The sequence below is a fragment of the Roseisalinus antarcticus genome, from assembly GCF_900172355.1.
Classification (GTDB): domain Bacteria; phylum Pseudomonadota; class Alphaproteobacteria; order Rhodobacterales; family Rhodobacteraceae; genus Oceanicola; species Oceanicola antarcticus_A.
Window position 1 is genome coordinate 189,470 of record NZ_FWFZ01000002.1, and the last position, 20,540, is coordinate 210,009.

General features: G+C 67.8%; 21 protein-coding genes. 6 read left to right on the forward strand and 15 right to left on the reverse strand.

From position 1 onward, the window contains the following. Positions 1 to 16: 16 nt before the first annotated feature. The 11 genes from ROA7023_RS03545 to ROA7023_RS03595 all read right to left on the reverse strand — a co-directional run bounded on the left by ROA7023_RS03545 (position 17) and on the right by ROA7023_RS03595 (position 7,972). Complete coding sequence (locus tag ROA7023_RS03545; RefSeq protein WP_085877625.1) at positions 17 to 1,567, reverse strand: ABC transporter ATP-binding protein; 1,551 nt, start codon at positions 1,565 to 1,567, stop codon at positions 17 to 19. A 76-nt stretch (positions 1,568 to 1,643) separates the two neighbouring features. Further along, positions 1,644 to 2,639, reverse strand: coding sequence for a BMP family lipoprotein (locus tag ROA7023_RS03550; RefSeq protein ID WP_085877695.1), 996 nt, complete (start codon positions 2,637 to 2,639; stop codon positions 1,644 to 1,646). A gap of 174 nt (positions 2,640 to 2,813) precedes the next feature. Continuing rightward, complete coding sequence (locus ROA7023_RS03555) at positions 2,814 to 3,236, reverse strand: GNAT family N-acetyltransferase (protein WP_085877626.1); 423 nt, start codon at positions 3,234 to 3,236, stop codon at positions 2,814 to 2,816. Continuing rightward, positions 3,233 to 3,904, reverse strand: coding sequence for a tRNA (adenosine(37)-N6)-threonylcarbamoyltransferase complex dimerization subunit type 1 TsaB (tsaB, locus tag ROA7023_RS03560; protein WP_143535433.1), 672 nt, complete (start codon positions 3,902 to 3,904; stop codon positions 3,233 to 3,235). The genes ROA7023_RS03555 and tsaB overlap by 4 nt, the downstream gene beginning before the upstream one ends. Positions 3,905 to 3,913: 9 nt before the next feature. Next, positions 3,914 to 4,207, reverse strand: coding sequence for a DUF6958 family protein (locus ROA7023_RS03565; RefSeq protein WP_085877627.1), 294 nt, complete (start codon positions 4,205 to 4,207; stop codon positions 3,914 to 3,916). A 4-nt stretch (positions 4,208 to 4,211) separates the two neighbouring features. Beyond that, entirely contained in the window at positions 4,212 to 4,778 is a 567-nt protein-coding gene (locus tag ROA7023_RS03570; protein WP_085877628.1) for a NifU family protein, read from the reverse strand. A gap of 133 nt (positions 4,779 to 4,911) precedes the next feature. Then, positions 4,912 to 5,235: a hypothetical protein gene (locus ROA7023_RS03575; RefSeq protein WP_085877629.1), complete on the reverse strand. Its 324-nt coding sequence runs from the start codon at positions 5,233 to 5,235 to the stop codon at positions 4,912 to 4,914. A 109-nt stretch (positions 5,236 to 5,344) separates the two neighbouring features. Continuing rightward, positions 5,345 to 5,662 (reverse strand): hypothetical protein, encoded by a 318-nt coding sequence (locus ROA7023_RS03580; RefSeq protein ID WP_085877630.1) that lies wholly within the window; start codon positions 5,660 to 5,662, stop codon positions 5,345 to 5,347. A gap of 371 nt (positions 5,663 to 6,033) precedes the next feature. Then, the gene (locus tag ROA7023_RS03585; RefSeq protein WP_085877631.1) at positions 6,034 to 6,489 is read right to left on the reverse strand and encodes a universal stress protein; all 456 of its coding nucleotides are present in this window, start codon (positions 6,487 to 6,489) and stop codon (positions 6,034 to 6,036) included. Between the two features lie 54 nt (positions 6,490 to 6,543). Then, a complete protein-coding gene (locus ROA7023_RS03590; protein ID WP_085877632.1) occupies positions 6,544 to 7,407 on the reverse strand; it encodes a branched-chain amino acid aminotransferase in 864 nt (287 codons plus the stop codon). An 82-nt stretch (positions 7,408 to 7,489) separates the two neighbouring features. Further along, positions 7,490 to 7,972 carry a VOC family protein gene (locus ROA7023_RS03595; RefSeq protein ID WP_085877697.1) on the reverse strand — a complete coding sequence of 161 codons (483 nt, stop codon included), beginning with the start codon at positions 7,970 to 7,972 and terminating at the stop codon, positions 7,490 to 7,492. Between the two features lie 90 nt (positions 7,973 to 8,062). On the opposite strand from ROA7023_RS03595, the gene ROA7023_RS03600 reads away from it, so the two are divergent. After that, on the forward strand, positions 8,063 to 8,749 hold the full coding sequence (locus ROA7023_RS03600; protein WP_085877633.1) for a hypothetical protein: 687 nt from the start codon (positions 8,063 to 8,065) through the stop codon (positions 8,747 to 8,749). 99 nt (positions 8,750 to 8,848) lie between these two features. Here ROA7023_RS03600 and trpS read toward each other — a convergent pair whose 3' ends face one another. After that, positions 8,849 to 9,868 carry a tryptophan--tRNA ligase gene (gene trpS, locus ROA7023_RS03605; RefSeq protein WP_085877634.1) on the reverse strand — a complete coding sequence of 340 codons (1,020 nt, stop codon included), beginning with the start codon at positions 9,866 to 9,868 and terminating at the stop codon, positions 8,849 to 8,851. A gap of 75 nt (positions 9,869 to 9,943) precedes the next feature. Between trpS and ROA7023_RS03610 the strand changes: the two genes are divergently transcribed. Further along, on the forward strand, positions 9,944 to 10,621 hold the full coding sequence (locus ROA7023_RS03610) for a rhomboid family intramembrane serine protease (protein ID WP_085877635.1): 678 nt from the start codon (positions 9,944 to 9,946) through the stop codon (positions 10,619 to 10,621). Here the strand turns inward: ROA7023_RS03610 and murJ are convergent. Genes murJ through ROA7023_RS03625 form a run of 3 tightly spaced genes read right to left on the reverse strand, consistent with a single transcriptional unit; the run spans position 10,618 to position 16,176 of the window. After that, positions 10,618 to 12,210 carry a murein biosynthesis integral membrane protein MurJ gene (gene murJ, locus ROA7023_RS03615; protein WP_085877636.1) on the reverse strand — a complete coding sequence of 531 codons (1,593 nt, stop codon included), beginning with the start codon at positions 12,208 to 12,210 and terminating at the stop codon, positions 10,618 to 10,620. The genes ROA7023_RS03610 and murJ overlap by 4 nt on opposite strands. Continuing rightward, a complete protein-coding gene (locus ROA7023_RS03620) occupies positions 12,207 to 15,026 on the reverse strand; it encodes a [protein-PII] uridylyltransferase (protein WP_370739190.1) in 2,820 nt (939 codons plus the stop codon). Before ROA7023_RS03620 ends, murJ begins: the two co-directional genes overlap by 4 nt. Continuing rightward, the gene (locus tag ROA7023_RS03625; RefSeq protein WP_085877638.1) at positions 14,986 to 16,176 is read right to left on the reverse strand and encodes a penicillin-binding protein activator; all 1,191 of its coding nucleotides are present in this window, start codon (positions 16,174 to 16,176) and stop codon (positions 14,986 to 14,988) included. The genes ROA7023_RS03620 and ROA7023_RS03625 overlap by 41 nt, the downstream gene beginning before the upstream one ends. Before the next feature lie 108 nt (positions 16,177 to 16,284). Between ROA7023_RS03625 and rsmI the strand changes: the two genes are divergently transcribed. The 4 genes from rsmI (at position 16,285) to aroA (ending at position 20,224) form a co-directional block, all read left to right on the forward strand. Then, positions 16,285 to 17,142, forward strand: a complete 858-nt coding sequence (gene rsmI / locus ROA7023_RS03630) for a 16S rRNA (cytidine(1402)-2'-O)-methyltransferase (protein WP_085877639.1) — start codon at positions 16,285 to 16,287, stop codon at positions 17,140 to 17,142. 51 nt (positions 17,143 to 17,193) lie between these two features. After that, positions 17,194 to 17,592, forward strand: a complete 399-nt coding sequence (locus tag ROA7023_RS03635; protein WP_085877640.1) for a YraN family protein — start codon at positions 17,194 to 17,196, stop codon at positions 17,590 to 17,592. Between the two features lie 258 nt (positions 17,593 to 17,850). Further along, a complete protein-coding gene (gene gshB / locus ROA7023_RS03640) occupies positions 17,851 to 18,795 on the forward strand; it encodes a glutathione synthase (RefSeq protein WP_085877641.1) in 945 nt (314 codons plus the stop codon). Positions 18,796 to 18,874: 79 nt separating this feature from the next. Beyond that, entirely contained in the window at positions 18,875 to 20,224 is a 1,350-nt protein-coding gene (aroA, locus tag ROA7023_RS03645) for a 3-phosphoshikimate 1-carboxyvinyltransferase (RefSeq protein WP_085877642.1), read from the forward strand. Positions 20,225 to 20,540 lie beyond the last annotated feature (316 nt).

A 20,540-nucleotide genomic window follows, 5' to 3' on the forward strand; every position in this document is an offset into this window, starting at 1 on the left:
AAGACGGCGCATCGCGTCAGGCCTCCTGCGGGGTGCCGCCCGGGGCGGTCGTCATGCCGGCCATCAACAGGCCGAGTTCCTTCTCGTCGGTCTGATCGGGAAGCCGCTCGCCCATGATCCTGCCGTCGAACATCACCGCGATACGGTCGGCCAGTCCCAGGATCTCGTCGAGCTCGACCGAAACCAGCAGGATCGCCTTGCCCTTGTCGCGCAGGGCGACGATTTCCTGGTGGATGAACTCGATCGCGCCGATGTCGACGCCTCGGGTGGGCTGACCCACGAGCAGCAGGTCGGGGTTGTGTTCGATCTCGCGGGCGAGGACGATCTTCTGCTGGTTGCCGCCCGAGAAGCTCTTGGCCGTCAGGTTGGGGTCGGGGGGGCGCACGTCGAAGCGCTGCATCTTGCCCTCGCAATCGGCGCGGATCGCGGCGTTGTTCATGAACGGGCCAGAGCGATAGGCCTCGTCGTGGTGGTAGCCGAAGGCGATGTTCTCCCATGCGGAATAGTCCATGATGAGGCCCTCGCGCTGGCGGTCCTCGGGGACGTGGGAGATGCCGCGGGCGCGGCGCGAGGCGCCGTCGGACTTGCCGCCCGTGAGGTCGATCGCCTCGCCGCGGATCTTGATGCTGCCGGTGGCCTTCTCGTAGCCGCCGAGGACCTCCAGCAGTTCGGACTGGCCGTTGCCGGCGACGCCCGCGATGCCGAGGATCTCGCCGGCGTGGATGTCGAAGCTGACGCCCTTGAGCCGGTGCACGCCCTTGTCGTCGGTGATGTTGAGGTCGCGGACCTCGATGATCTTCTCTTTCGGCCTGGCGGGGGTTTTCTCCACGCGCAGCAGGACCTTGCGGCCGACCATGAGCTCGGCCAGCTCGGGCGGAGAGGTGTCGGCGGTCTTGACCGTGGCCGTCATCTCGCCGCGCCGCATGACCGACACGGTGTCGGTGATGTCCATGATCTCGCGCAGCTTGTGGGTGATCAGGATGATCGTCTTGCCCTCGCGCTTGAGCCCTTCGAGGATGCGGAACAGGTGATCGGCCTCGGCCGGGGTCAGCACGCCGGTGGGCTCGTCGAGGATCAGGATGTCGGCGCCGCGATAGAGCGCCTTGAGGATCTCGACCCGCTGCTGCATGCCGACGCCGATGTCGTCGATCACGGCGTCCGGGTCGACGCTGAGCTCGTATTCCTCGGCCAGCTTCTTCAGCTCGGACCTGGCGCGGGTCAGGGACGGCCTCAGCAGGCCGGAATCCTCGGCCCCCAGAACCACGTTCTCGAGGACGGTGAAATTCTGCACCAGCTTGAAATGCTGGAAGACCATGCCGATGCCGGCCGAAATCGCGGCCTGGCTGTCGGGAATCTCGGTTTTCTTGCCGTTGATCCAGATCTCGCCTTTGTCGGCCTTGTAGAAGCCGTAGAGGATGGACATGAGCGTCGACTTGCCCGCGCCGTTCTCGCCGATGATCCCGTGGATCGTGCCGGGCATCACGCGGATCGAGATATCCTTGTTGGCCTGGACGGGACCGAAGGCCTTGGAGATACCCTTGAGTTCGATGGCGGGGGTTTGGCTCATGGCTGTCCCTCTCTGGTAGAAGGGCCGCGCCAAGGGGTTGGCGCGGCCCGATCCTGCGGCCTGTGGCCCAATGCGATCAGAAGTTGATCGCGGGGCAGCTCTCGTCCGAGGTGTAGTCATGCACCATCAGATCGCCCGCGGCGATGGCCGCGGCGGCCTCGTCCACGGCGGCCTGCATCTCGGGGGTGATGAGGTCGGCGTTGTACTCGTCGAGCGCGTAGCCCACGCCGCCCGAGGCGACGCCCATCACGTTGAGGCCGGTCTCGACATCCGCCCCGTCGGTGAAGGCGTCATAGACGGCGTTGTCGACCCGCTTGAGCATCGAGGTCAGGACCTCGCCCGGGTGCAGGTAGTTCTGGTTCGCGTCGACACCGATCGACAGGATGTCCTCGTCGGCCGCGGTCTGCAGCACGCCCACGCCGGTTCCGCCGGCGGCAGCATAAACCACGTCGGCACCCTGGCCGATCTGGGCCAGCGTCAGCTCGGAGCCGCGCACGGGGTCGTTCCAGGCGGCGGGGGTGGTGCCGGTCATGTTCGCGATGACCGTGGCGTCGGGGTTCACGGCAACCGCGCCCTGGGCGTAGCCGCAGCCGAACTTGCGGATCAGCGGGATGTCCATGCCGCCGATGAAGCCGACGGTGCCGGTCTCGGAGGCCAGCGCGGCGAGCATGCCGACAAGGTAGGAGCCTTCATGCTCGGAGAAGATCACGCTGCGGACGTTGGGCGCCTCGACGACGCCGTCGATGATGACGAACTTGGTGTCGGGGTAATCCGCGGCCACCTCGGTCAGCGGCGTCGCGAAGGAGAAGCCGGCCATCACGATCGGATTGTTGCCGTTTTCGGCGAAGCGGCGCAGGGCCTGCTCGCGCTGCGCGTCGGACTGAAGCTCGACCTCGTTGTAGGAGCCGCCGGTTTCCTCGGCCCAGCGCTGGGCGCCGGTGAAAGCGGACTCGTTGAAGGATTTGTCGAACTTGCCGCCCAGGTCAAAGATCAGGGCAGGATCGGCGAGTGCTGCGCCCGCCGTCAGGGCAAGCGCGGCGGTGGCGCCGAAAAGCTTTTGCATAATGGTCATGAAGGTCTCCCGGTTGTGGTTTGGTCGCGGGGTCTGGCGCCCCGATTCCGGCCGCAAGTGCTGCCGGATCATGTTGGGATAAGGCAACGGGGGCAGGTGAGGGTCAATAGCTTTCTGGGGGTTGCATGCCCTCGGAAAAGGCCGATGCCTCAGGTTTCATCTTGTGACGGAGCGTCAATTGGGGTCAGCCAGCACCTGGCGAAGCAGCAATGCGTCCACGGCCGGGCCGGTCGCACGGCGGTAATAGCCCTTCCGCCGCCCGGCCTCGCGATAGCGGGACGCGACATAAAGCGCACGCGCCGGGGCGTTGTCGGCGGCGACTTCGAGGAAAGCGTCGGACGCGTCCCGGCTGCGGGCTTCGGCGTGAAAGGCGTCGATCAGCGCCCGAGCAAGCCCCTTCCGGCGCTGTGCGGGATGGGTCGCGAGGGTCAGCAGCTCCGCTTCGCCGGCGATGGCGCGGCCCAGCAGGATCGCCCGCGCATCGCCCAGCAGGAACACGCCGGGGCTTGCGAGGAGGTCCGAGAAATCCCGGGGCGTCCAGGGCTGCGTATCGTCGAAGGCCGCGGCATAGAGCGCGGCCAGCGCCTCGGGCGTCATGGCAGGATCACGGGCGGGGGATCGGAGGGCGGGGCGGCGTCCGCGGGCCGCACGTAAAGGGGCGCGGGCCGTCCGGGCGGCGTCTGCCGCGCCAGTCTGCGGGCGGCGAGGGGGACCATCCGGGCGGCGTGATCGGTCAGGGCGACTTCTTCGGCCGTGGCGCCCAGGGCGCGGGCGATCTCGGCGGCGCGGTGTCCGCGCACGACCACGGCGGTGTGCAGGCCAAGGTCGCCAGGCGGGCTGGCCGGGTCGATCAGCCGCGGTGCACCCTGCGGGGCGCCGTCGCGATAGGCTTGCACGTAGCATTGGTCGCGCGGCGCGGGCAGGCTGACGATCTCGGCGCCGTGGCCCACGTCACCGCGCAGCATGTCGAAGCTGGAGATGCCGAAACACGGCACCCCTAGCCCGAGCGAAAGGCCACGGGCGGCCGAAACGGCGATCCGTATTCCGGTGAAATTGCCGGGCCCGATCCCTACGGCCAGCGCATCGCACTTCCCATAGGCGAGGCCGGCTTCCTGCAGCAATTCTTCCAGCAGAGGCATCAGCCGCTCCGCCTGGCCCCGGCTCATCGCTTCCGTTCGCGCGGTCAGCTGGCCGTGCACCATGACAGCGGCCGAAACATGCGGCCCGCTGGTATCGAAGGCGAGAACGCCGGGGTCAAACACCACGTCCGTCAATCAGGTGCGCAGGAAGCTGAGCGGCTTGGTCGGCAGGCGGACCATGGCGCCCTTGGCCTCGAGGTCCAGCTGCACGCATTTCACCCACCAGCCCAAGGTCTTGCCCTGCGGAAACAGGTCCTGCGGAAGATCCGGGCGGATCGCGTCCTTGATATGATCGGTGGTCATCCCCGGTTCCGCCGCGGGCAGGGCCGACAGCATCAGCGTCCTGATCGCTCCGTATTTGGCGGCGTCCACCCGCGAGGACTGGCCCGGGTGGTTGACGTTTTCGACTTCGACCCTGTCCGCGCTCATCGTCTCAGGCGGCGACGGGCCGCACCTCCACGACCTCGGGGATGTAATGACGCAGCAGGTTCTCGATCCCCATCTTGAGGGTCAGGGTCGAGGACGGGCAGCCGGCGCAGGCGCCCTGCATGTGCAGGTAGACGATGCCGCGCTCGAAGCCGTGGAACGTGATATCGCCGCCGTCCTGGGCCACGGCGGGGCGCACGCGGGTGTCCAGCAGCTCCTTGATCTGGGTGACGATCTCGCCGTCCTCGCCGTGATGCTCGGCATGGCCGCCGGCACCGGCGGTGCTGTCGCCCTCCATGACCGGCGCACCGGACTGGAAATGCTCCATGATCGCTCCGAGGATCGCGGGTTTCATGTGATCCCATTCAAGCTCGTCGTCCTTGGTGACGGTCACGAAATCGGCGCCGAAGAAGACGCCGCGCACACCGCCGACCGCGAAGATGCGGCGCCCCAGCGGGGAGGTGGTCGCCGCCTCCGCGCTCGGGAAATCCGCCGTGCCGGTTTCCAGAACGGTCTGGCCCGGCAGGAATTTCAGCGTCGCGGGATTGGGCGTGGATTCGGTCTGGATGAACATGGATGACCCCTTGTCTGTTACCTAGTATATGCGCTCTGGACCCCGTCGGGTCAAGGGGTTTGGAATAGTTCTAAAATGGCAACGGGCGGCGCCGGAGCGCCGCCCGCGACCGGGAGGAGAGGCGCCCGAAGGCTCAATTCCGGCTGATGTCGATCTGACGCTCGGCCAGAACCGCATCGCCCGAGCGCAGCTGCGCTGTCACGTCGGTCAGCGGCGGCGTGTTGACGTTGACGCGGACATTGCCGTTGGCGCCGGCGCGCACGGCCGAGCTGCCCAGCAGGGTGTCGCCGTTGTAGATCTCGACGACGCCGTCAGCTTCGGAAACCACGGTGCCGAGGTCGAGGATGGCGCTGTCGCCCTGACGGTCGATGATGCCGAAGTAGCTGTCGGCGGAGGCGACGGTGGCGGTGCCGAGGGTTGCTGCGGCGGCGAGTGCGAGTGCGATGGTGCGTGTCATGGGATAGCCTTTCAAAGGATGGTCGTTGCGGAGAACTCCGCGAATGATCGGGGGGGCGGGTCGGGCGGCCGGGCCTGCGTTTGGCCCGGCCGCCGCGACAGGCGCCCGATTACATGCGGCTGATGTCGATCCGGGCTTCGTCGAGGACCTGGTCACCGGAGCGCAGGACGGCCGTCACATCGGACACCGGCGTGGCGTTCACGTTGATGCGGACGTTGGAATTGGCCCCGGCACGGACGGCTTGGGAGCCGATCACCGTGTCGCCCTTGTAGATTTCGACAACGCCGCCGGTCTCGGAGACGACGGTCCCGAGGTCGAGGATCGAGCTGCCGCCCTGCGCGTCGATGATGCCGAAGTAGCTGTCGGCCGAGGCGAGCGAAGCGGTGCTGACAGTGGCGGCGAGGGCGAGTGCGATAATGCGGGTCATGGTGATATCCTTTCCAGGATCGTTGGTCTGTTGTGATCTGGCGGCGTCGTGTGCCGCGGTTGGTGAGAGAGAGATTGGGGTCCGATCGGGGCCCGGAAAGCCTTTGGCCGATCACGAAAAAACGCGCCGGTGTGAGGGGTTGCGGGGCTTGCAATCGGCCGCGCCGGACAGTGGACCGAGTTTCGTGCCATGCTGCACACTGGCCTTTGCCGGCCTGCACCGTCGCGGTCCGTTCCTGTGGATTATGTGAAATCTTCCATCACGCGATTTTCCCTCGCGCAAAAAAGTGAACGATGCGGTTCAGTTGCAATCCTCACGGAAAGCGGCGCGGCATTTCAGAAATCGGGGGGTAGGGCCGGAGCCTCGGGCGATCAGGTGATCGCTTCCAGCCGTTCCTTGGAGATATCTCCGGGCACGATGGTGATCGGCACCGGCAGCGAACCCGCGCTCCGCGACAATTGGGACACGAGCGGGCCGGGGCCTTTCTTGTCGACCGCCGCCCCAAGCACGAGCACGCCGATTTCGGGGTCGTCCTTGATCAGGGCGAGGATCTCGGGCACCGGCTCGCCCTCGCGGATCACCAGCTCGGGGTCGATGGCCTGCTTGTCGCGCATCCACTTGGCGAAGACCTCGAAATGGACCTCGATCCGCTCGCGGGCCTCGGCGCGCATGATCTCTCCGACGCCGACCCAGTGGTTGAACTCGTCGGGCGGGATGACCGACAGAACGGCAACCCCGCCGCCCGACTTGGACGCCCGCATCGCGGCAAAGCGCATCGCGTTGAGACATTCGCGGCTGTCATCGAGCACAACAAGAAACTTGCGCATGAGCGGCACTCCCTGACCCGCAGCATGACCCGCCGCGCGGGTCGTGGCAATCCGTCAGCCGAAGGTGGCGGCCCAATCCCAATAGAGATCCCGGGCGCGGCGCGTCACCGGGCCGATCTGGTATTGCCGGTCGTCGAAGGCCGTCACCGGGGTGACCTTGTTCATGTTGCCGCTGAGAAAGATCTCGTCCGCCGCGCGGGCATCGTCGAGGGTCAGCACCTGCTCGTGCACCTTGACCCCATCCGCCCGCAGGTTCGCGATATGCCGCGCCCGGGTGATCCCCGCGAGGAAGGTGCCGTTCGGGATCGGCGTCAGGACCTCGCCGTCGCGCACCAGAAAGACGTTCGCCGTCGCGCTCTCGGCCAGGTTGCCCATGGCGTCGGTCACCAGCGCGTTCTGGAACCCGCGCGACCGCGCCTCGGCCAGCATCCGCGCGTTGTTGGGGTAGAGGCAGCCCGCCTTGGCGTTGACCACCGCGTCCTCCATGACCGGGCGGCGAAAGCGGGTCGTGGTCACCGCGACCGAGGCTTCGGGCGGGGCCATCGGCAATTCCTCAAGGCAGACGGAGAACCCCGGCGTCCCCTCGCCCGGCACGATTGCGCTCATCCCGCAGGCGATGCCCCAGTACATCGGCCGGATGTAGACGGCGGCGTCATCGGGATAGAGCGCGAGCCCCTCGCGCACGATGGTCATGATCTCTTTGGTGGAGAGGTGCGGTGTAAGCATCAGCGCCTGGGCGGACCGGTTGACCCGGGCGCAATGCGCTTCGAGGTCGGGGGTGAGCCCGTTGATGTAGCGCGCCCCGTCGAAGACCGACGAGCCCAGCCAGGCGCCGTGGTCGGAGGCCTGCATGACCGGCACGTCACCCTCATGCCAGGTGCCGTTGAACCACGTGCGGATATTCGTCCCGGTCGCCATCGCATCCTCCCTGGCTGTCGCGCGGCGACGCTAGGCGAGCCCCCGCAAGAGGTCCAGCCCGCGCGAGCCGATTGCGCCGGTCTCAGGCGAGGGTGAGCAGCGCCGGCACGTCGAGCGGTCGGTTGAACATCGCAATCTGACCGTCCGCGTCGCGCGGCCAGTCCGCCTCGGGGCGGTCGCGATAGAGCTCGACGCCGTTCTGATCGGGGTCGCGCAGATAGACCGCCTCGCTGACCCCGTGGTCCGCCGCCCCGTCGATGGCGATGCCGGCGTCCACCACCCGCTTGACCACAGCCGCAAGTGCCGCCCGGTCCGGGTAGAGGAAGGCGCTGTGGTAAAGCCCGGTGTGCCGGGCCGGCGGCGGGGTGCCGCCCGCGCTGTCCCAGGTGTTCAGGCCAATGTGGTGGTGATATCCCCCGGCCCCGAGGAACGCGGCCTGCTGCCCGTAGCGCTGGGTGAGGGAAAAGCCGAGAGCGCCCGAGTAGAAGGCGATGGCCCGATCAAGGTCGGAGACCTTCAGGTGGACATGACCGATGCGGGTTGCGGCCGGGGCGGAATAGGGCATCATGTTTCTCCATTGGTGCAATAGACATAGCAAGTGGGTCGCGTCGTGTAAGTTCACTGGTGTACACGTGTTTGGTGCGCGGATGCGCAGATGGATCGCACGGGGGACGGGAGGATCGGCAAGACTCCGGACATTGGCGATCGTAATGGCCCCGGCGCGCGGCGGCGGCGGCTGATCCCGTTGGGCGCGGCCTACCTGATCGCTCTGGGGCTCGGGTTCTACCTGTCGCACAGCCTGCCGCCTTGGCTGGAGGCCGAATTCTCCATGGGAGGCCGCATGATCGTGACCGTGGTCGTGGCCTATGTCATCCTCGCCGCGATCCCTTTCGTGCCGGGGGCCGAGATCGGCTTCGGCCTGCTGATGGCCTTCGGGGCGAGTGCCGCGCCTCTGGTCTATTTCTGCATGGTCGGGGCCCTGCTGATCGCCTACGCGGTCGGGCGACTGGTGCAGCCGGGCCTTCTCGCCCGGCTGTTCCTGTCGCTGGGGCTGCGCCGCGCGGCCGGGCTGGTCGCCCGGGGCAGCGGGATGGATCCGAAGGAACGGGCCGCCTTCTTCACCGAGAACGCCCCGACCCGCGCCGCCCCGTTCCTGATCCGCTACCGCTATGTCGCGCTGGCCGTGGCGCTTAATTTCCCCGGCAACGCCCTGGTGGGCGGCGGCGGCGGGCTGGCGATGGTGGCCGGCATGAGCCGCCTGTTCTCGCCGCTGGCCTTCGTCGCGACCGTCGTGCTTGCGGTCTCGCCGGTGCCACTCGCGATCTGGCTGCTGGGCTGGTGACGCCCTCCAAAGCGGCGCCCACGGGCGGCGTGCGCCGCAGGCGGACGACGACAAGACCGGCGCGGCCCCCTGGGGCCGCACCATTTGGAAAGGGGCGGGTCAGCTGCGAATGAGGCCCACGATCTCGTAGGTGCGCGACAGGATCGGCGCCGCGATCTCGCGGGCCCGCTCGGCGCCACGGCCGAGGATCCGGTCGATCTCGGCCGGCTCGTCCATCAGCCGACGCATCTCGGTCGCGATCGGCGCCAGCCGCTCCACGGCCAGATCCGCGAGGGCGGGCTTGAACTGACCCCACCCCGCGCCGCCATGCTCGGCGATCACCGTCTCGGCGGTGGTGTCCGAGAGGGCCGCATAGATATCCACCAGGTTGCGCGCTTCCGGCCGGTCCTTCAGCGCCTCCAGCGTCTCGGGCAGCGGCGCGGGATCGGTCCGGGCCTTCTTGAACTTCTTGGCGATCGTGTCGGCATCGTCGGTCATGTTGATCCGTTCCATGTCGCTTTCGCCCGATTTCGACATCTTCTTCGTCCCGTCGCGCAGGTTCATCACCCGTGTCGCCGGCCCGTCGATCACCGGGCTGGTGAGCGGAAAGAAATCGACCCCGTAGTCGTGGTTGAACTTTGCCGCGATATCCCGGGTCAGCTCCACATGCTGTTTCTGGTCTTCGCCCACCGGCACGTGGGTGGCATGATAAAGAAGGATGTCCGCCGCCATCAGCGACGGATAGGCATAGAGCCCGAGCGATTGCTTCTCGGCGTTCTTGCCGGCCTTTTCCTTGAACTGCGTCATCCGGTTCATCCACCCCAGCCGGGCCACGCAATTGAAGATCCATCCCAGCTCCGCGTGCTGCGACACCTGGCTCTGGTTGAACAGGATCGCCCGTTCCGGATCGATCCCGCTGGCGATATAGCCCGCGGCGACCTCGCGGGTCGCGCGGCGCAACTCCACCGGATCCTGCCAGACGGTGATGGCGTGCATGTCGACCACGCAGAACATGCTCTCGGTTCCGGCATTCTGGCTCTCGACAAAGCGCTTGATCGCGCCAAGGTAATTGCCAAGCGTCAGACCGCCCGACGGCTTGATGCCAGAGAAGACACGGGGGGCGAAGGCGGTCTCGGTCATGATGCGTCCAAGGCTGGTTTTCCGGATCCGCCTCGCTTACCCACGGGGTCGGACAGGGTCAAGGAGAGCACGCCCATGCAAGAGGAATCGCCGCTGAACCCGATCCCGCCGGTCATCCTGGCGCTGGTCATAGTCATGCTGGGGGTCGAGGCGATCTTCGGTCTCGCCTCCTCGGGGCTGATCGGCGGGCGCACCGGCATCGGCTGGCGCAACTGGGCGGTCGAGGATTACGCCTTCGCCCCGCGCGTGCTCGACCTGGTGATCGGGCAGGGGATCTACAGCTTCGACCTGCTCAAGCGGTTCGTCACCTACCCGTTCATTCATGCCAGCGTCACCAACAGCGCGTTCGCGATCGTCATCACCCTTGCGATGGGCAAGTTCGCCGGAGAGGTCCTGAGCAACCTCGCCCTGGGCATCCTCTTCTTCGCGACCTCGATCGCCGGGGCCCTGGTCTTCGGTCTGGTGGTGGCCGAGAACGTCGCGCTGATCGGGGCCTATCCCGCCGCCTACGGGCTGATCGGGGCCTATACCTACATCCTGTGGACGCAGCTCGGTGCGCGGGGCGAGCAGCAGCTGATGGCCTTTCGCCTGATCGGCGTGCTGGTCGCCCTGCACATCGTGTTTTCGGTCTTCTTCGGGCCAACGCCGGTCTGGATCGCCGAGCTGAGCGGCTTTGCCACCGGCTTCGTGCTGACCCCGATCCTGGCGCCCGGCGGCTGGGCGGCGCTTCTGCGGCGGCTCCGGACCCGCTAGCCGCGCCGCGTCGCCCCCTTGAGGTCGCTCAGCCGCACTGCGCCCAGCACATGGGCCACCGCGAAATAGCTCACGATCCCGAGGGAGACGAGCGCGGCAAGCGCGGCGTAGCGCAGCCCGGGGGCCGAGAAGGCGGGCTCGAAAAGCATGTAGCTGCCGCGCAGGATCGCGCCCATGATCAGCGCGGCGAGGATGATCCGCCCGGTGCGCCGGCGCAGGCGGTCGTCGATCTGCGTCGCCTCGCCCAGCCCGCGGCTGCCGTTGGCCAGCAGCACGACCATCGCCCAGCCCGCCAGCGTGGTGCCGATGGCCGCCGCGAGAAAGCCCACGAAGGGCGCCAGCCCGATGGCCACCACCGCGTTCACCAGCATCGACACCACCGCATAGTAGAACGGCCGCTTCGTGTCGGCGCGGGCGAAGAACAGCGGCTGGAACGCCTTCTGCATCACGAAGGCGGGCAGCCCGAGGCCATAGATCGCCACGGCCAGCGCGGTCGACTCGGTGTCGGCGGCATCGAAGGCCCCGCGCTCGAACAGCACCGAAACCAGCGGGCCGGGGATCACCATCAGCGCCACCGCCGCCGGCACCGTCAGCGCCAGCGCGAATTCCATGGCGCGGTTGAAGGCCGATTTTCCGCCCTCCATATCCTCGGCCGCCAGCCGCCGCGAGAGCTCGGGCAACAGCACGATGCCCACCGCTATGCCGACCACGCCCAGCGGCAATTGATACAGCCGGTCGGCATAGGACAGCCACGCCACCGCCCCGTCGAAGAAGCTGGCGACCTGCCGCCCGATCAGCAGGTTGACCTGCACCACCCCGCCTGCCAGGGCGGCGGGGGCGGCGATGATCGCCAGGCGCTTCATCTCGGGCGACATCCGCGGCCAGCGCAGCCGCATCCGGATGCCGGCCCGCGCCGCCGCGACCCAGACCAGGGCCAGTTGCGCGATCCCGCCCAGCACCACGCCCCAGGACAGGATCGTGCCCTCGTGCACCCCCGGCAGGCCCGCGACCGCGTCGGCCTCCAGCGTCACGGCCTCGGCCAGGTAGCCCTGCGACCCGAGCCACAGCATGGTGACGAGCACGATGTTCAGCATAACCGGCGCTGCGGCGGCGGCCGCGAAACGGCCGAGCGCGTTCAGCACGCCCGACAGCAGGGCCGCCAGCGAAATCAACAGGATATAGACAAAGACGATGCGGCCGAAGCCGACCGCCAGCGTCAGCCGTTCGTCGCCCGCGAAGCCCCCCGCCATCGCAAGGACCAGCCAGGGCATCACCAGCTGCGCCAGGAGGGTCAGCACGAACAGCACGCTCGCCAGCCCGGCAAAGGCCTCGCGGGCAAAACCTTCGGCATCCTCGCCCGCCTCGAGCCTCTTGGCGAACATCGGCACGAAGGCCATGTTGAACGCGCCCTCGGCAAAGAATCGGCGGAACATGTTAGGCAGGGCGAAGGCGACGAAGAACGCCTCGGCCACGGCGCCGGTGCCCAGCACCCCGGCTATCATGATGTCGCGGACAAAGCCGAGCACGCGGCTGAGCAGGGTCCAGACGCCGACCGTCAGGAATCCCGAAATCAGACGGGCGGGTTTCATTCCCGGGCCCGCTCCGCACCGCGGGCGATGGCGTCGCGCAGGCGCCGCTCCAGCGCCTTCTGCCGGCTTTCCTGCTGGAACTTCAGGCCGAACATGTCCTTGACGTAAAAACTGTCCACGACCTGCTCGCCATAGGTCGCGACGACCGCCGAGGCGATATAGACGTTCGACGCGGCCATCATCCGAGTCAGGTCATGAAGCAGGCCGGGCCGGTCGCGGGTGTCGACCTCGATGATCGTGTAGATCTCGGAGCCCTCGTTGTCGAAGGTGATCGAGGTGGGCACCTTGAAGGCCCGCTCGCGCTTTTTCAGCTTGTCCTTGTCCTTGAACGCCTCGCGGGCCAGCACCTCGCCCTTGAGCGTCTTGACGATCATCGACCGCAGACGGTTGAGCTTGGCCGCCGCATAGGGCGCGCCCTCGTTGTCCTGGATCCAGAAGGCGGCGGTGGCCCAGCCGTCCTTTGTGGTGAAGGTTCGCGCGTCCTTGATATCGGCCCCCACAAGCGCCAGGGCCCCGCACATGCGGCTGAAGATACCCGGGTGATCCTGCATCACGAAACAGACGCGGGTGGCGTCGCGGTCCTCGTCGGGGGTCAACTTCAGCTTGATCTCGTCGGCGTCGATGTCGCGCAGCAGTTCGGCGAAATCCACATGCGCGGTGACGTGCAGCCCCTGCCAATAGGTCGGGTAATGCCGCCCGGTCTCGGCGCGAAGCTGTTTTTCGGTCCAGTCCGAGAGCGCCGCGCGCAGTTTCTTGCGGGCCTCGGTGCCGCGCTCCTCGCGGTTGAGCGCCTCGAGCCCGTCGGCCAGCGCCCGCCGGGTCTGACGATAGAGCGCCCGCAGCAGTGCCGCCTTCCAGTTGTTCCAGACGTTCGGCCCCACGCCGCGAATGTCGCAGACGGTCAGCACGCAGAGCAGGTCGAGCCGCTCCTGCGTCTTCACCAGCTTGGCGAAATCCCGCACCGTGCGCGGGTCGGCGATGTCGCGTTTCTGCGCCATGTCGGACATCAGCAGGTGATACCGGACAAGCCATTCGACCGTCTCGCATTCCTTCTTCTTCAGTCCGAGCCGGGGTGCCACCGTCCGCGCGATCCGGGCTCCGACGATGGAATGGTCCTCGGGCCGTCCCTTGCCGATGTCGTGCAGCAGCAGCGCCGCATACAGCACTTTGCGGTTCACCCCGTGCTTCAGGATGGACGAGGCGATGGGCAGCTCTTCGGTCAGCTCCTCACGCTCGATCTGGGCGAGGGTCGAGATCACCTGGATCGTGTGCTCGTCCACGGTGTAGCTGTGATACATGTTGAACTGCATCATCGCCACGATCGGCTCGAACTCGGGGATGTAGGCCGCCAGCACGCCAAGCTCGTTCATCCGGCGCAGGGCGCGTTCCGGGTTCCCGTGCTTCAACAGCGTGCCCAGAAAGATCCGCGCGGCCTCGGGGTTGGCCCGGGTCTTGTCGTCGATCCGCCTGAGGTTGGCCGACAGCATCCGCATGGCGTCGGGATGCAGCAGGGTGCCGGTGCGCATCCCTTCCTCGAAGATCCGCAGGATGTTGAGCGGATCGCCCAGGAACGCCGCCTCGTCGCCGATGGTCAGCCGGTTCTGCTTGATGGCATAGGGCGCCTTGGCCGTCTTGCGCCGGGTGATCATGCGGGTCAGCATCGGCTCTGACTTGGTGTGGTTCGCCTCCAGCACGGTCAGGAAGATCCGTGTCAGCTCGCCCACCCGGGTGGCCTGGCGAAAGTAATCCTGCATGAACAGCTCGACCCCGCGCCGGCCCGCCCGGTCGGCATAGCCCATGCGCTCGGCCACCTCGACCTGCATGTCGAAGGTCAGCTGGTCCACGGCCCGGTTGCCGAGGATATGCAGGTGGCAGCGGACCGCCCAGAGGAAATCCTCGGCCCGCATGAAGGTGTCGTATTCGTCCCGCGTGAACAGCCCGTGGTTGACCAGCTCGGCCGCGTCCTTGACCCCGTAGATGTACTTGCCGATCCAGAACAGCGATTGCAGGTCCCGCAGGCCGCCCTTGCCCTCCTTCACATTGGGCTCGACCATGTAGCGCTGGCCGCCCTGCTTGCGGTGCCGCTCGGAGCGTTCGGCCAGCTTGGCCTCGACGAAGGCCGAGGCGGTGGAGCGAAAGAGATCGGACCAGAGCCGCTCTCCCAGCTCCGTCGCCAGCGGGCGGTCGCCGGCCAGATAGCGATACTCGACCAGCGAGGTCCGGATGGTGAAATCGGTCCTGGCGAGCCGCAGGCAATCCTTCACCGTGCGGCTGGCGTGGCCGACCTTCAGCTTCAGGTCCCAAAGCAGGTAGAGCATCGTCTCTATCACGCTTTCGGCCCAGGGCGTGATCTTCCACGGGGTCAGGAACAGAAGGTCCACGTCCGAAAAGGCCGACATCTCGCCCCGGCCATAGCCGCCGACCGCGATCAGCGACAGGCGCTCTCCGGAGGTGGGGTTGTTCAGGGGATGCGCCCGCCGGGTGGCGATCTCGAATGTCGTGTGGACAAGCTGGTCGGTCAGCCAGGCATAGGCGCGTTTCGTCGGGCGCGAGTTGCGCGGCGACGCGGCGAAGGCGTCGGCGATGGCCTGCATGCCCCGCCCCCGCGCGGCATTGAGGCAGGCCACCACATCGGGCCGCGCCTCCGACGGGGACGCGGCGCCGGCGTAGATCCGTTCGATTTCCGCGGCGACGGCGGCGGCGTCGAAGATGTCCTCCGCCGGACAGATCAGACTGTCCGGGAGGGGTGTCTTGACGTCCTCCGCGCGGGCCGGCCTAGAAGCCGGCAGCGCCGAACGTGACTGGGGCTGGGTCAACGACGACCACCTGATTGTTCGAGATACGGGCCACGGCAAGCCCTCGTTCATTGGTGCCGTCCGGCCGCAGCCGGAAGATGCCGGAGGTCCCGGTGAAGCCCGAGGCCTGGGTCAGCGAACTGCCGGTCAGCGCGTTGGGATCGTTGAGCGAGACAAGGGCGCCGATCGCGGCGATCCCGTCATAGGCGAGACCGGCCAGAACATGCGGCGCCTCGCCGTAGGTCTCCGCGTAGCGGGTTTCGAACCGGGTGATCGCGCCGGTGTCGGGCCGGGCGAAATAGCCGCCCTGAAGCCCGGGCAGGGTCAGCGCCTGGGGCAGCGCGTCCCAGCGGGTCAGGCCGACGAAGGTGGCCTGCGAGGTGCTCAGCCCCGCCTCGGGCAGGGCGGTGGCGATGATCGGCAGGTCGGCGTTCACGCCGCCGGTCAGGAACACCGCGTTCGCGCCGGTCTGGTCGGCCGCGGCCGCGATCCGGGGGGCGGCCTCAATGATCGCGGCCTGCGAGGTCATCGGGTAGGATTCCATGCCCATCAGCGTGCCGCCGTATTGGCGGACGGCCGAGGCGATGGCATCGCGGCCGGTCGCGCCCTGGGCGTCGTCGCCGTAGACGACCAGATAGCGGTCGAGCCCGGCGCCCGCGCCGTAGCTCACCAGCCGGCGGGCGGTGTTGGCGAAGGTCGGCCCGAGGATGAACAGGTTGCCCCCGGCGACCGAGGTGGTGTTGGTGAACGCCAGCACGTTGACGTTCTGGTCGCGCACGGCGCTGCTGGCCGCCGCAGCGGCATCGGCCCGCAGCGGGCCGAGAATGATCTTGGCGCCGTCGGCCACGGCCTGCTGGGCGGCGCTGGCCGCCACGGCCGGAGACGCCTCGGTGTTGTAGACCCGCAGGTCGATCTCGACGCCCTGAAGGTCCGCAATCGCCATCCGGGCCGCGTTTTCCAGATCCCGCGCGATGATCGCGTCTCCGCCGATCGCGGACCCGCCGGGCACCAGAAGCGCCACCTGGACCGGCGCTCCGGGATCGATTCGCGGACCGCCGCCAGCGCCGAGACCGATGGCCGGGACTGAGACTTGCCCGCAGGCCGCAAGCCAGAGGGCCGCGAAGAGGGCTGCAATACGGGCGGCGGGACGACGAATCGAGCGGTCGGACATGGGCGGAAGACTCCCTCTTGCTACGGGGCGCCCCGGCTGCTTCCCTCGTGGGATTGGCCTCGGACGCGGTTCGGGCCATCATAGAAGCCACTGCCGGAGGGTCTAGAGATGAAATTTGAGGCACGCCCTCTCGGTGCCGGCCTCTACCTCGTGGCGACGCCCATCGGCAACGCGCGGGACATCACGCTGCGTGCGCTCGACGTGCTAGCCTCAGCCGACATGATCGCCGCCGAGGATACCCGGACGGCGCGGCGGCTGATGGAAATGCACGGACTCACTCCCGGCGGGCGGAGCCTTGTCGCCTACCACGACCACAGCACCGAACGGGACCGGGCCCGGATCGTCGACCGGATCGCGGCGGGCGGGTCAGTCGCCTATGTCTCGGAGGCCGGGACACCGTTGCTGGCGGATCCCGGGTTCCGCCTTGCCCGCGCGGTCCGCGAGGCCGGCGGCGAGGTGACGGCCGTGCCCGGCGCCTCGGCCCTGCTGTCGGCCCTGTCGGTCGGCGGGATGCCTACGGACCGGTTCCTGTTCTGCGGCTTCCTGCCGGCGGCGAAGGCGGCCCGCCGCGCGGAACTGGTGGATCTCGCCGCAACTCGCGCGACGCTGGTCTTCTACGAGAGCCCGAAACGAATTGCATCCCTGCTCGAGGATCTGCGCGAGGTACTGGGCGGCGGCCGCCCGGTGTCGCTCTGCCGGGAGCTGACCAAGAAATTCGAGGAGGTCGTGCAGGGAACGCTGGACACGGTCGACGCCGGCACCCTGACACTGAAGGGGGAATACGTCGTGCTCGTGGGCACCGCGACAGAGGGCGGCGCGGTCACCGATGACGAGATCGACGCGGCGCTGCGCCAGGCGATGGCCCATATGCGGGTGAAGGACGCGGCCACGGCGGTGGCGGGGGCGCTGGGCCTGCCGCGACGGGACGTCTACCAGAGGGCGCTGGCGATCGGTCGGGAGTATTAATCGAATCTTATGTGTCCTGAGGCAAACTGAGGGGGAAGAGCGGAGGATTTCATGCAGCCAGAACGCGACCCGCAGCCGGTGACCCAGCGCCGTCAGTCCGGCCAGATGAACCATCACGGCGGCGCAAGCGCCGAGCAATGCGTCGCGGCGGATTACGCCCGGCGGGGGCGCCCGGTGATCGGGCAGCGATGGCGCGGCACCGCCGGAGAGATCGACCTGATCGCCCGCGAGGGCGACTCCGTCGTCTTCGTCGAGGTCAAGAAAAGCCGAAGCCATGCGGCCGCCCTGGCCCGGATCTCGCGCCGCCAGATGGAGCGGATCATGCAGACCGCGCAGGAATTCCTGGGCACCCTGCCCACGGGCCAGCTCACGGACATCCGCTTCGATGTTGCTGTTGTGGACAGTGCCGGACGGATCGAGGTTCTGGAGAATGCCTTCGCGGGGTATTGAAGAGCCTGCGCCCATCACGGCCTGGTCCGATTGATGGGTGTGGACCTACTGTGTGCCGCCCAAGCTGTGTGCCGCCCGAGACATGTTGTTTTCGCGCCTGATTTAGTCCTGGAGGACCCTGCCTCGCTTTGACGCGCCGTCCATCGCCGCGGACCTGTGTGATCAGACGGCGGTCGGTGCGTCTGCGCACCGTGCCTGCCATTGCCTCGGGACCGACCCTGCGCCATGAATGGCGACAAATGCAGGAAAGGGTCGTTCATGTCGCTCAAGGTTGCCATCCAGATGGACCCGATCGGGCCCGTCGACATCGACGCCGACAGCACCTTCCGCATCGCTGAAGAGGCGCAGGCCCGGGGCCACCAGCTGTTCTACTACACCCCCGACCAACTGGCCTATATGGAGGGGCGGGTGACCGCGCGGGGCACGTCGCTGACCGTTCGCCGCGTGAAGGGCGACCATTTCGAAGTCGGTCCGATGGAGAAGGTCGATCTGGCAGACTTCGACGTGGTCTGGCTGCGGCAGGATCCGCCGTTCGACATGGGCTACATCACCACGACCCACCTCTTGCAGCGCCTGTCCGGCAAGACTCTCGTGGTGAACGATCCCTTCTGGGTCCGGAACTATCCCGAAAAGCTGCTGGTCCTCGATTTTCCGGACCTCACGCCGCCCACCGCCATTGCCCGCGACCTCGAGACGATTCGGGCGTTCCGGGCCCACCACGGCGACGTCATCCTCAAGCCGCTCTACGGCAACGGCGGGGCCGGTATCTTCAAGTTGCGCTCGGACGACGGCAACCTGGCCTCGCTGCACGAGCTCTTCACCTCGATCAGCCGCGAGCCGCTGATCGTGCAGAAGTTCCTTCCCGCCGTGACCAAGGGCGACAAGCGCGTGATCCTCGTGGACGGAGAGCCGATCGGCGCCATCAACCGCGTCCCGGCAGAGGGCGAGACCCGCTCCAACATGCACGTGGGCGGCCGCGCCGAGAAGGTGGAGCTTACGCCCCGCGATCGCGAGATCTGCGACAGGATCGGGCCGCTTCTGCGCGAGAAGGGTCAGATTTTCGTCGGGATCGACGTGATCGGCGATTGGCTGACCGAGATCAACGTCACCTCGCCGACCGGGCTGCAGGAACTCGAGCGGTTCGACGGCACCAACGGCGCCGGCCTGATCTGGGACGCCATCGAACGCCGCCGCGCGGCCTGACCGCCGCCGGCGCGGGCGGGGCATGGACCCCGCCCCGCGGTCGGGCTAGAACGCCGGCGACCAGTGACGAGAGGCTCCGATGTCCGGACATGGCACCCCGATACCGATGATCTCCCGCAGGGGCGCACCGCTCCGGGGAGAGGCCCATGTGCCCGGTGACAAATCGATCTCGCACCGCTCTCTGATCCTGGGTGCGCTGACCGTGGGCGAGACCCGGATCACTGGCCTGCTCGATGGCGAGGACGTGCTCGACACCGCCGCGGCGATGCGGGCCTTTGGCGCCGAGGTCTCCGAAAAGGACGGCGTCTGGTCCGTGCACGGCGTGGGCGTCGGCGGTTTCGCCGAGCCCGAGACGGTGATCGACTGCGGCAATTCCGGCACCGGCGTGCGGCTGATCATGGGCGCCATGGCGACGACCGCGATCACCGCGACGTTCACCGGCGACGCCTCGCTGCGGGGGCGGCCGATGGGGCGGATCACCGAGCCCCTGGCCCTCTTCGGAACCCGCGCGGTGGGCCGTGAGGGCGGGCGTCTGCCGATGACCCTCGTCGGGGCCCGAGAGCCCGTGCCGGTGCGCTACACGGTGCCCGTGCCCTCCGCACAGGTGAAATCCGCTGTCTTGCTGGCCGGTCTCAACGCGCCGGGCGAGACCGTGGTGATCGAGCGCGAGGCGACCCGGGATCATACCGAGCGCATGCTGGCCGGTTTCGGCGCCGGGATCGCCACCGAAGAAACGCCGGAGGGGCGCGTTATCACGCTTCGGGGCCAACCGGAGTTCGTTCCCCAGACCATCGTCGTGCCGCGCGACCCCTCCAGCGCGGCCTTCCCGGTCTGTGCCGCGCTGATCACCGAGGGCTCGGACGTGCTGGTACCGAATATCGGCCTGAACCCGACCCGCGCGGGCCTCTTCACCACCTTGCAGGAGATGGGCGCGGACCTGACCTACGAGAACCTGCGGGAAGAGGGCGGCGAGCCCGTCGCTGACCTGCGGGCCCGGTTTTCCCCGGACCTGAAGGGGATCGAGGTGCCGCCGGAGCGGGCGGCCTCGATGATCGACGAATACCCGGTCCTGTCGGTGGTCGCCGCCTTCGCCGCCGGCACGACCGAGATGCGCGGCGTGCGCGAGCTGCGCGTCAAGGAAAGCGACCGAATCGACGCCATGGCGCAGGGCCTGAGAGCGGCCGGCGTGCATGTGGATGAGGGCGAGGATTGGTGGGCGGTCGAGGGGCGCGGCCATCGCAACGTGCCTGGCGGCGTGACCGTGGCAAGCCGGCTCGACCATCGCATCGCCATGGCGTTTCTCGTGATGGGGCTGGCGACCTCCAAGCCCGTCCGCGTCGACGATGCGGCCCCTATCGCCACGTCCTTCCCGATCTTCGAGCCGTTGATGGCAGGCCTCGGCGCCAGTATCGACCGGGAGGAGCCATGACGCAGTATCTTGGCAGCTGGACATCGCTGCCCGAACTGACACAGGGGCAGGCTGTCCCCCACAGCGGGACCTTGCGGATCGAGGCCGTCGAGGACGGGGTCCGGATCCGGGAGGACTGGATCCGGGCCGGCCAACAGATGTCGACCGATTTCACAGCCCCCGCCGATGGCGACCGGGTGGACGCGGCGTTTCCCGGTGTCGACACCTTTTCGATGCTGCACGAGGATGACCGGACTCTCTTTCTGGCGAGGCCTGGGCCGGCGGCGCCCGGATCGCATTGGCGATGCGCCGGGTCAGCGCGGACGACGACCTTTTG

Excerpts from the sequence above, each read along its gene's own strand:
- ROA7023_RS03545 (WP_085877625.1), bottom strand. The coding sequence starts at position 1,567 with ATGAGCCAAACCCCCGCCATCGAACTCAAGGGTATCTCCAAGGCCTTC.
- ROA7023_RS03550 (WP_085877695.1), bottom strand. The coding sequence starts at position 2,639 with ATGACCATTATGCAAAAGCTTTTCGGCGCCACCGCCGCGCTTGCCCTG.
- ROA7023_RS03555 (WP_085877626.1), bottom strand. The coding sequence starts at position 3,236 with ATGACGCCCGAGGCGCTGGCCGCGCTCTATGCCGCGGCCTTCGACGAT.
- ROA7023_RS03565 (WP_085877627.1), bottom strand. The coding sequence starts at position 4,207 with ATGAGCGCGGACAGGGTCGAAGTCGAAAACGTCAACCACCCGGGCCAG.
- ROA7023_RS03570 (WP_085877628.1), bottom strand. The coding sequence starts at position 4,778 with ATGTTCATCCAGACCGAATCCACGCCCAATCCCGCGACGCTGAAATTC.
- ROA7023_RS03575 (WP_085877629.1), bottom strand. The coding sequence starts at position 5,235 with ATGACACGCACCATCGCACTCGCACTCGCCGCCGCAGCAACCCTCGGC.
- ROA7023_RS03580 (WP_085877630.1), bottom strand. The coding sequence starts at position 5,662 with ATGACCCGCATTATCGCACTCGCCCTCGCCGCCACTGTCAGCACCGCT.
- ROA7023_RS03585 (WP_085877631.1), bottom strand. The coding sequence starts at position 6,489 with ATGCGCAAGTTTCTTGTTGTGCTCGATGACAGCCGCGAATGTCTCAAC.
- ROA7023_RS03590 (WP_085877632.1), bottom strand. The coding sequence starts at position 7,407 with ATGGCGACCGGGACGAATATCCGCACGTGGTTCAACGGCACCTGGCAT.
- ROA7023_RS03595 (WP_085877697.1), bottom strand. The coding sequence starts at position 7,972 with ATGCCCTATTCCGCCCCGGCCGCAACCCGCATCGGTCATGTCCACCTG.
- ROA7023_RS03600 (WP_085877633.1), top strand. The coding sequence starts at position 8,063 with ATGGATCGCACGGGGGACGGGAGGATCGGCAAGACTCCGGACATTGGC.
- trpS (WP_085877634.1), bottom strand. The coding sequence starts at position 9,868 with ATGACCGAGACCGCCTTCGCCCCCCGTGTCTTCTCTGGCATCAAGCCG.
- ROA7023_RS03610 (WP_085877635.1), top strand. The coding sequence starts at position 9,944 with ATGCAAGAGGAATCGCCGCTGAACCCGATCCCGCCGGTCATCCTGGCG.
- murJ (WP_085877636.1), bottom strand. The coding sequence starts at position 12,210 with ATGAAACCCGCCCGTCTGATTTCGGGATTCCTGACGGTCGGCGTCTGG.
- ROA7023_RS03625 (WP_085877638.1), bottom strand. The coding sequence starts at position 16,176 with ATGTCCGACCGCTCGATTCGTCGTCCCGCCGCCCGTATTGCAGCCCTC.
- rsmI (WP_085877639.1), top strand. The coding sequence starts at position 16,285 with ATGAAATTTGAGGCACGCCCTCTCGGTGCCGGCCTCTACCTCGTGGCG.
- ROA7023_RS03635 (WP_085877640.1), top strand. The coding sequence starts at position 17,194 with ATGCAGCCAGAACGCGACCCGCAGCCGGTGACCCAGCGCCGTCAGTCC.
- gshB (WP_085877641.1), top strand. The coding sequence starts at position 17,851 with ATGTCGCTCAAGGTTGCCATCCAGATGGACCCGATCGGGCCCGTCGAC.
- aroA (WP_085877642.1), top strand. The coding sequence starts at position 18,875 with ATGTCCGGACATGGCACCCCGATACCGATGATCTCCCGCAGGGGCGCA.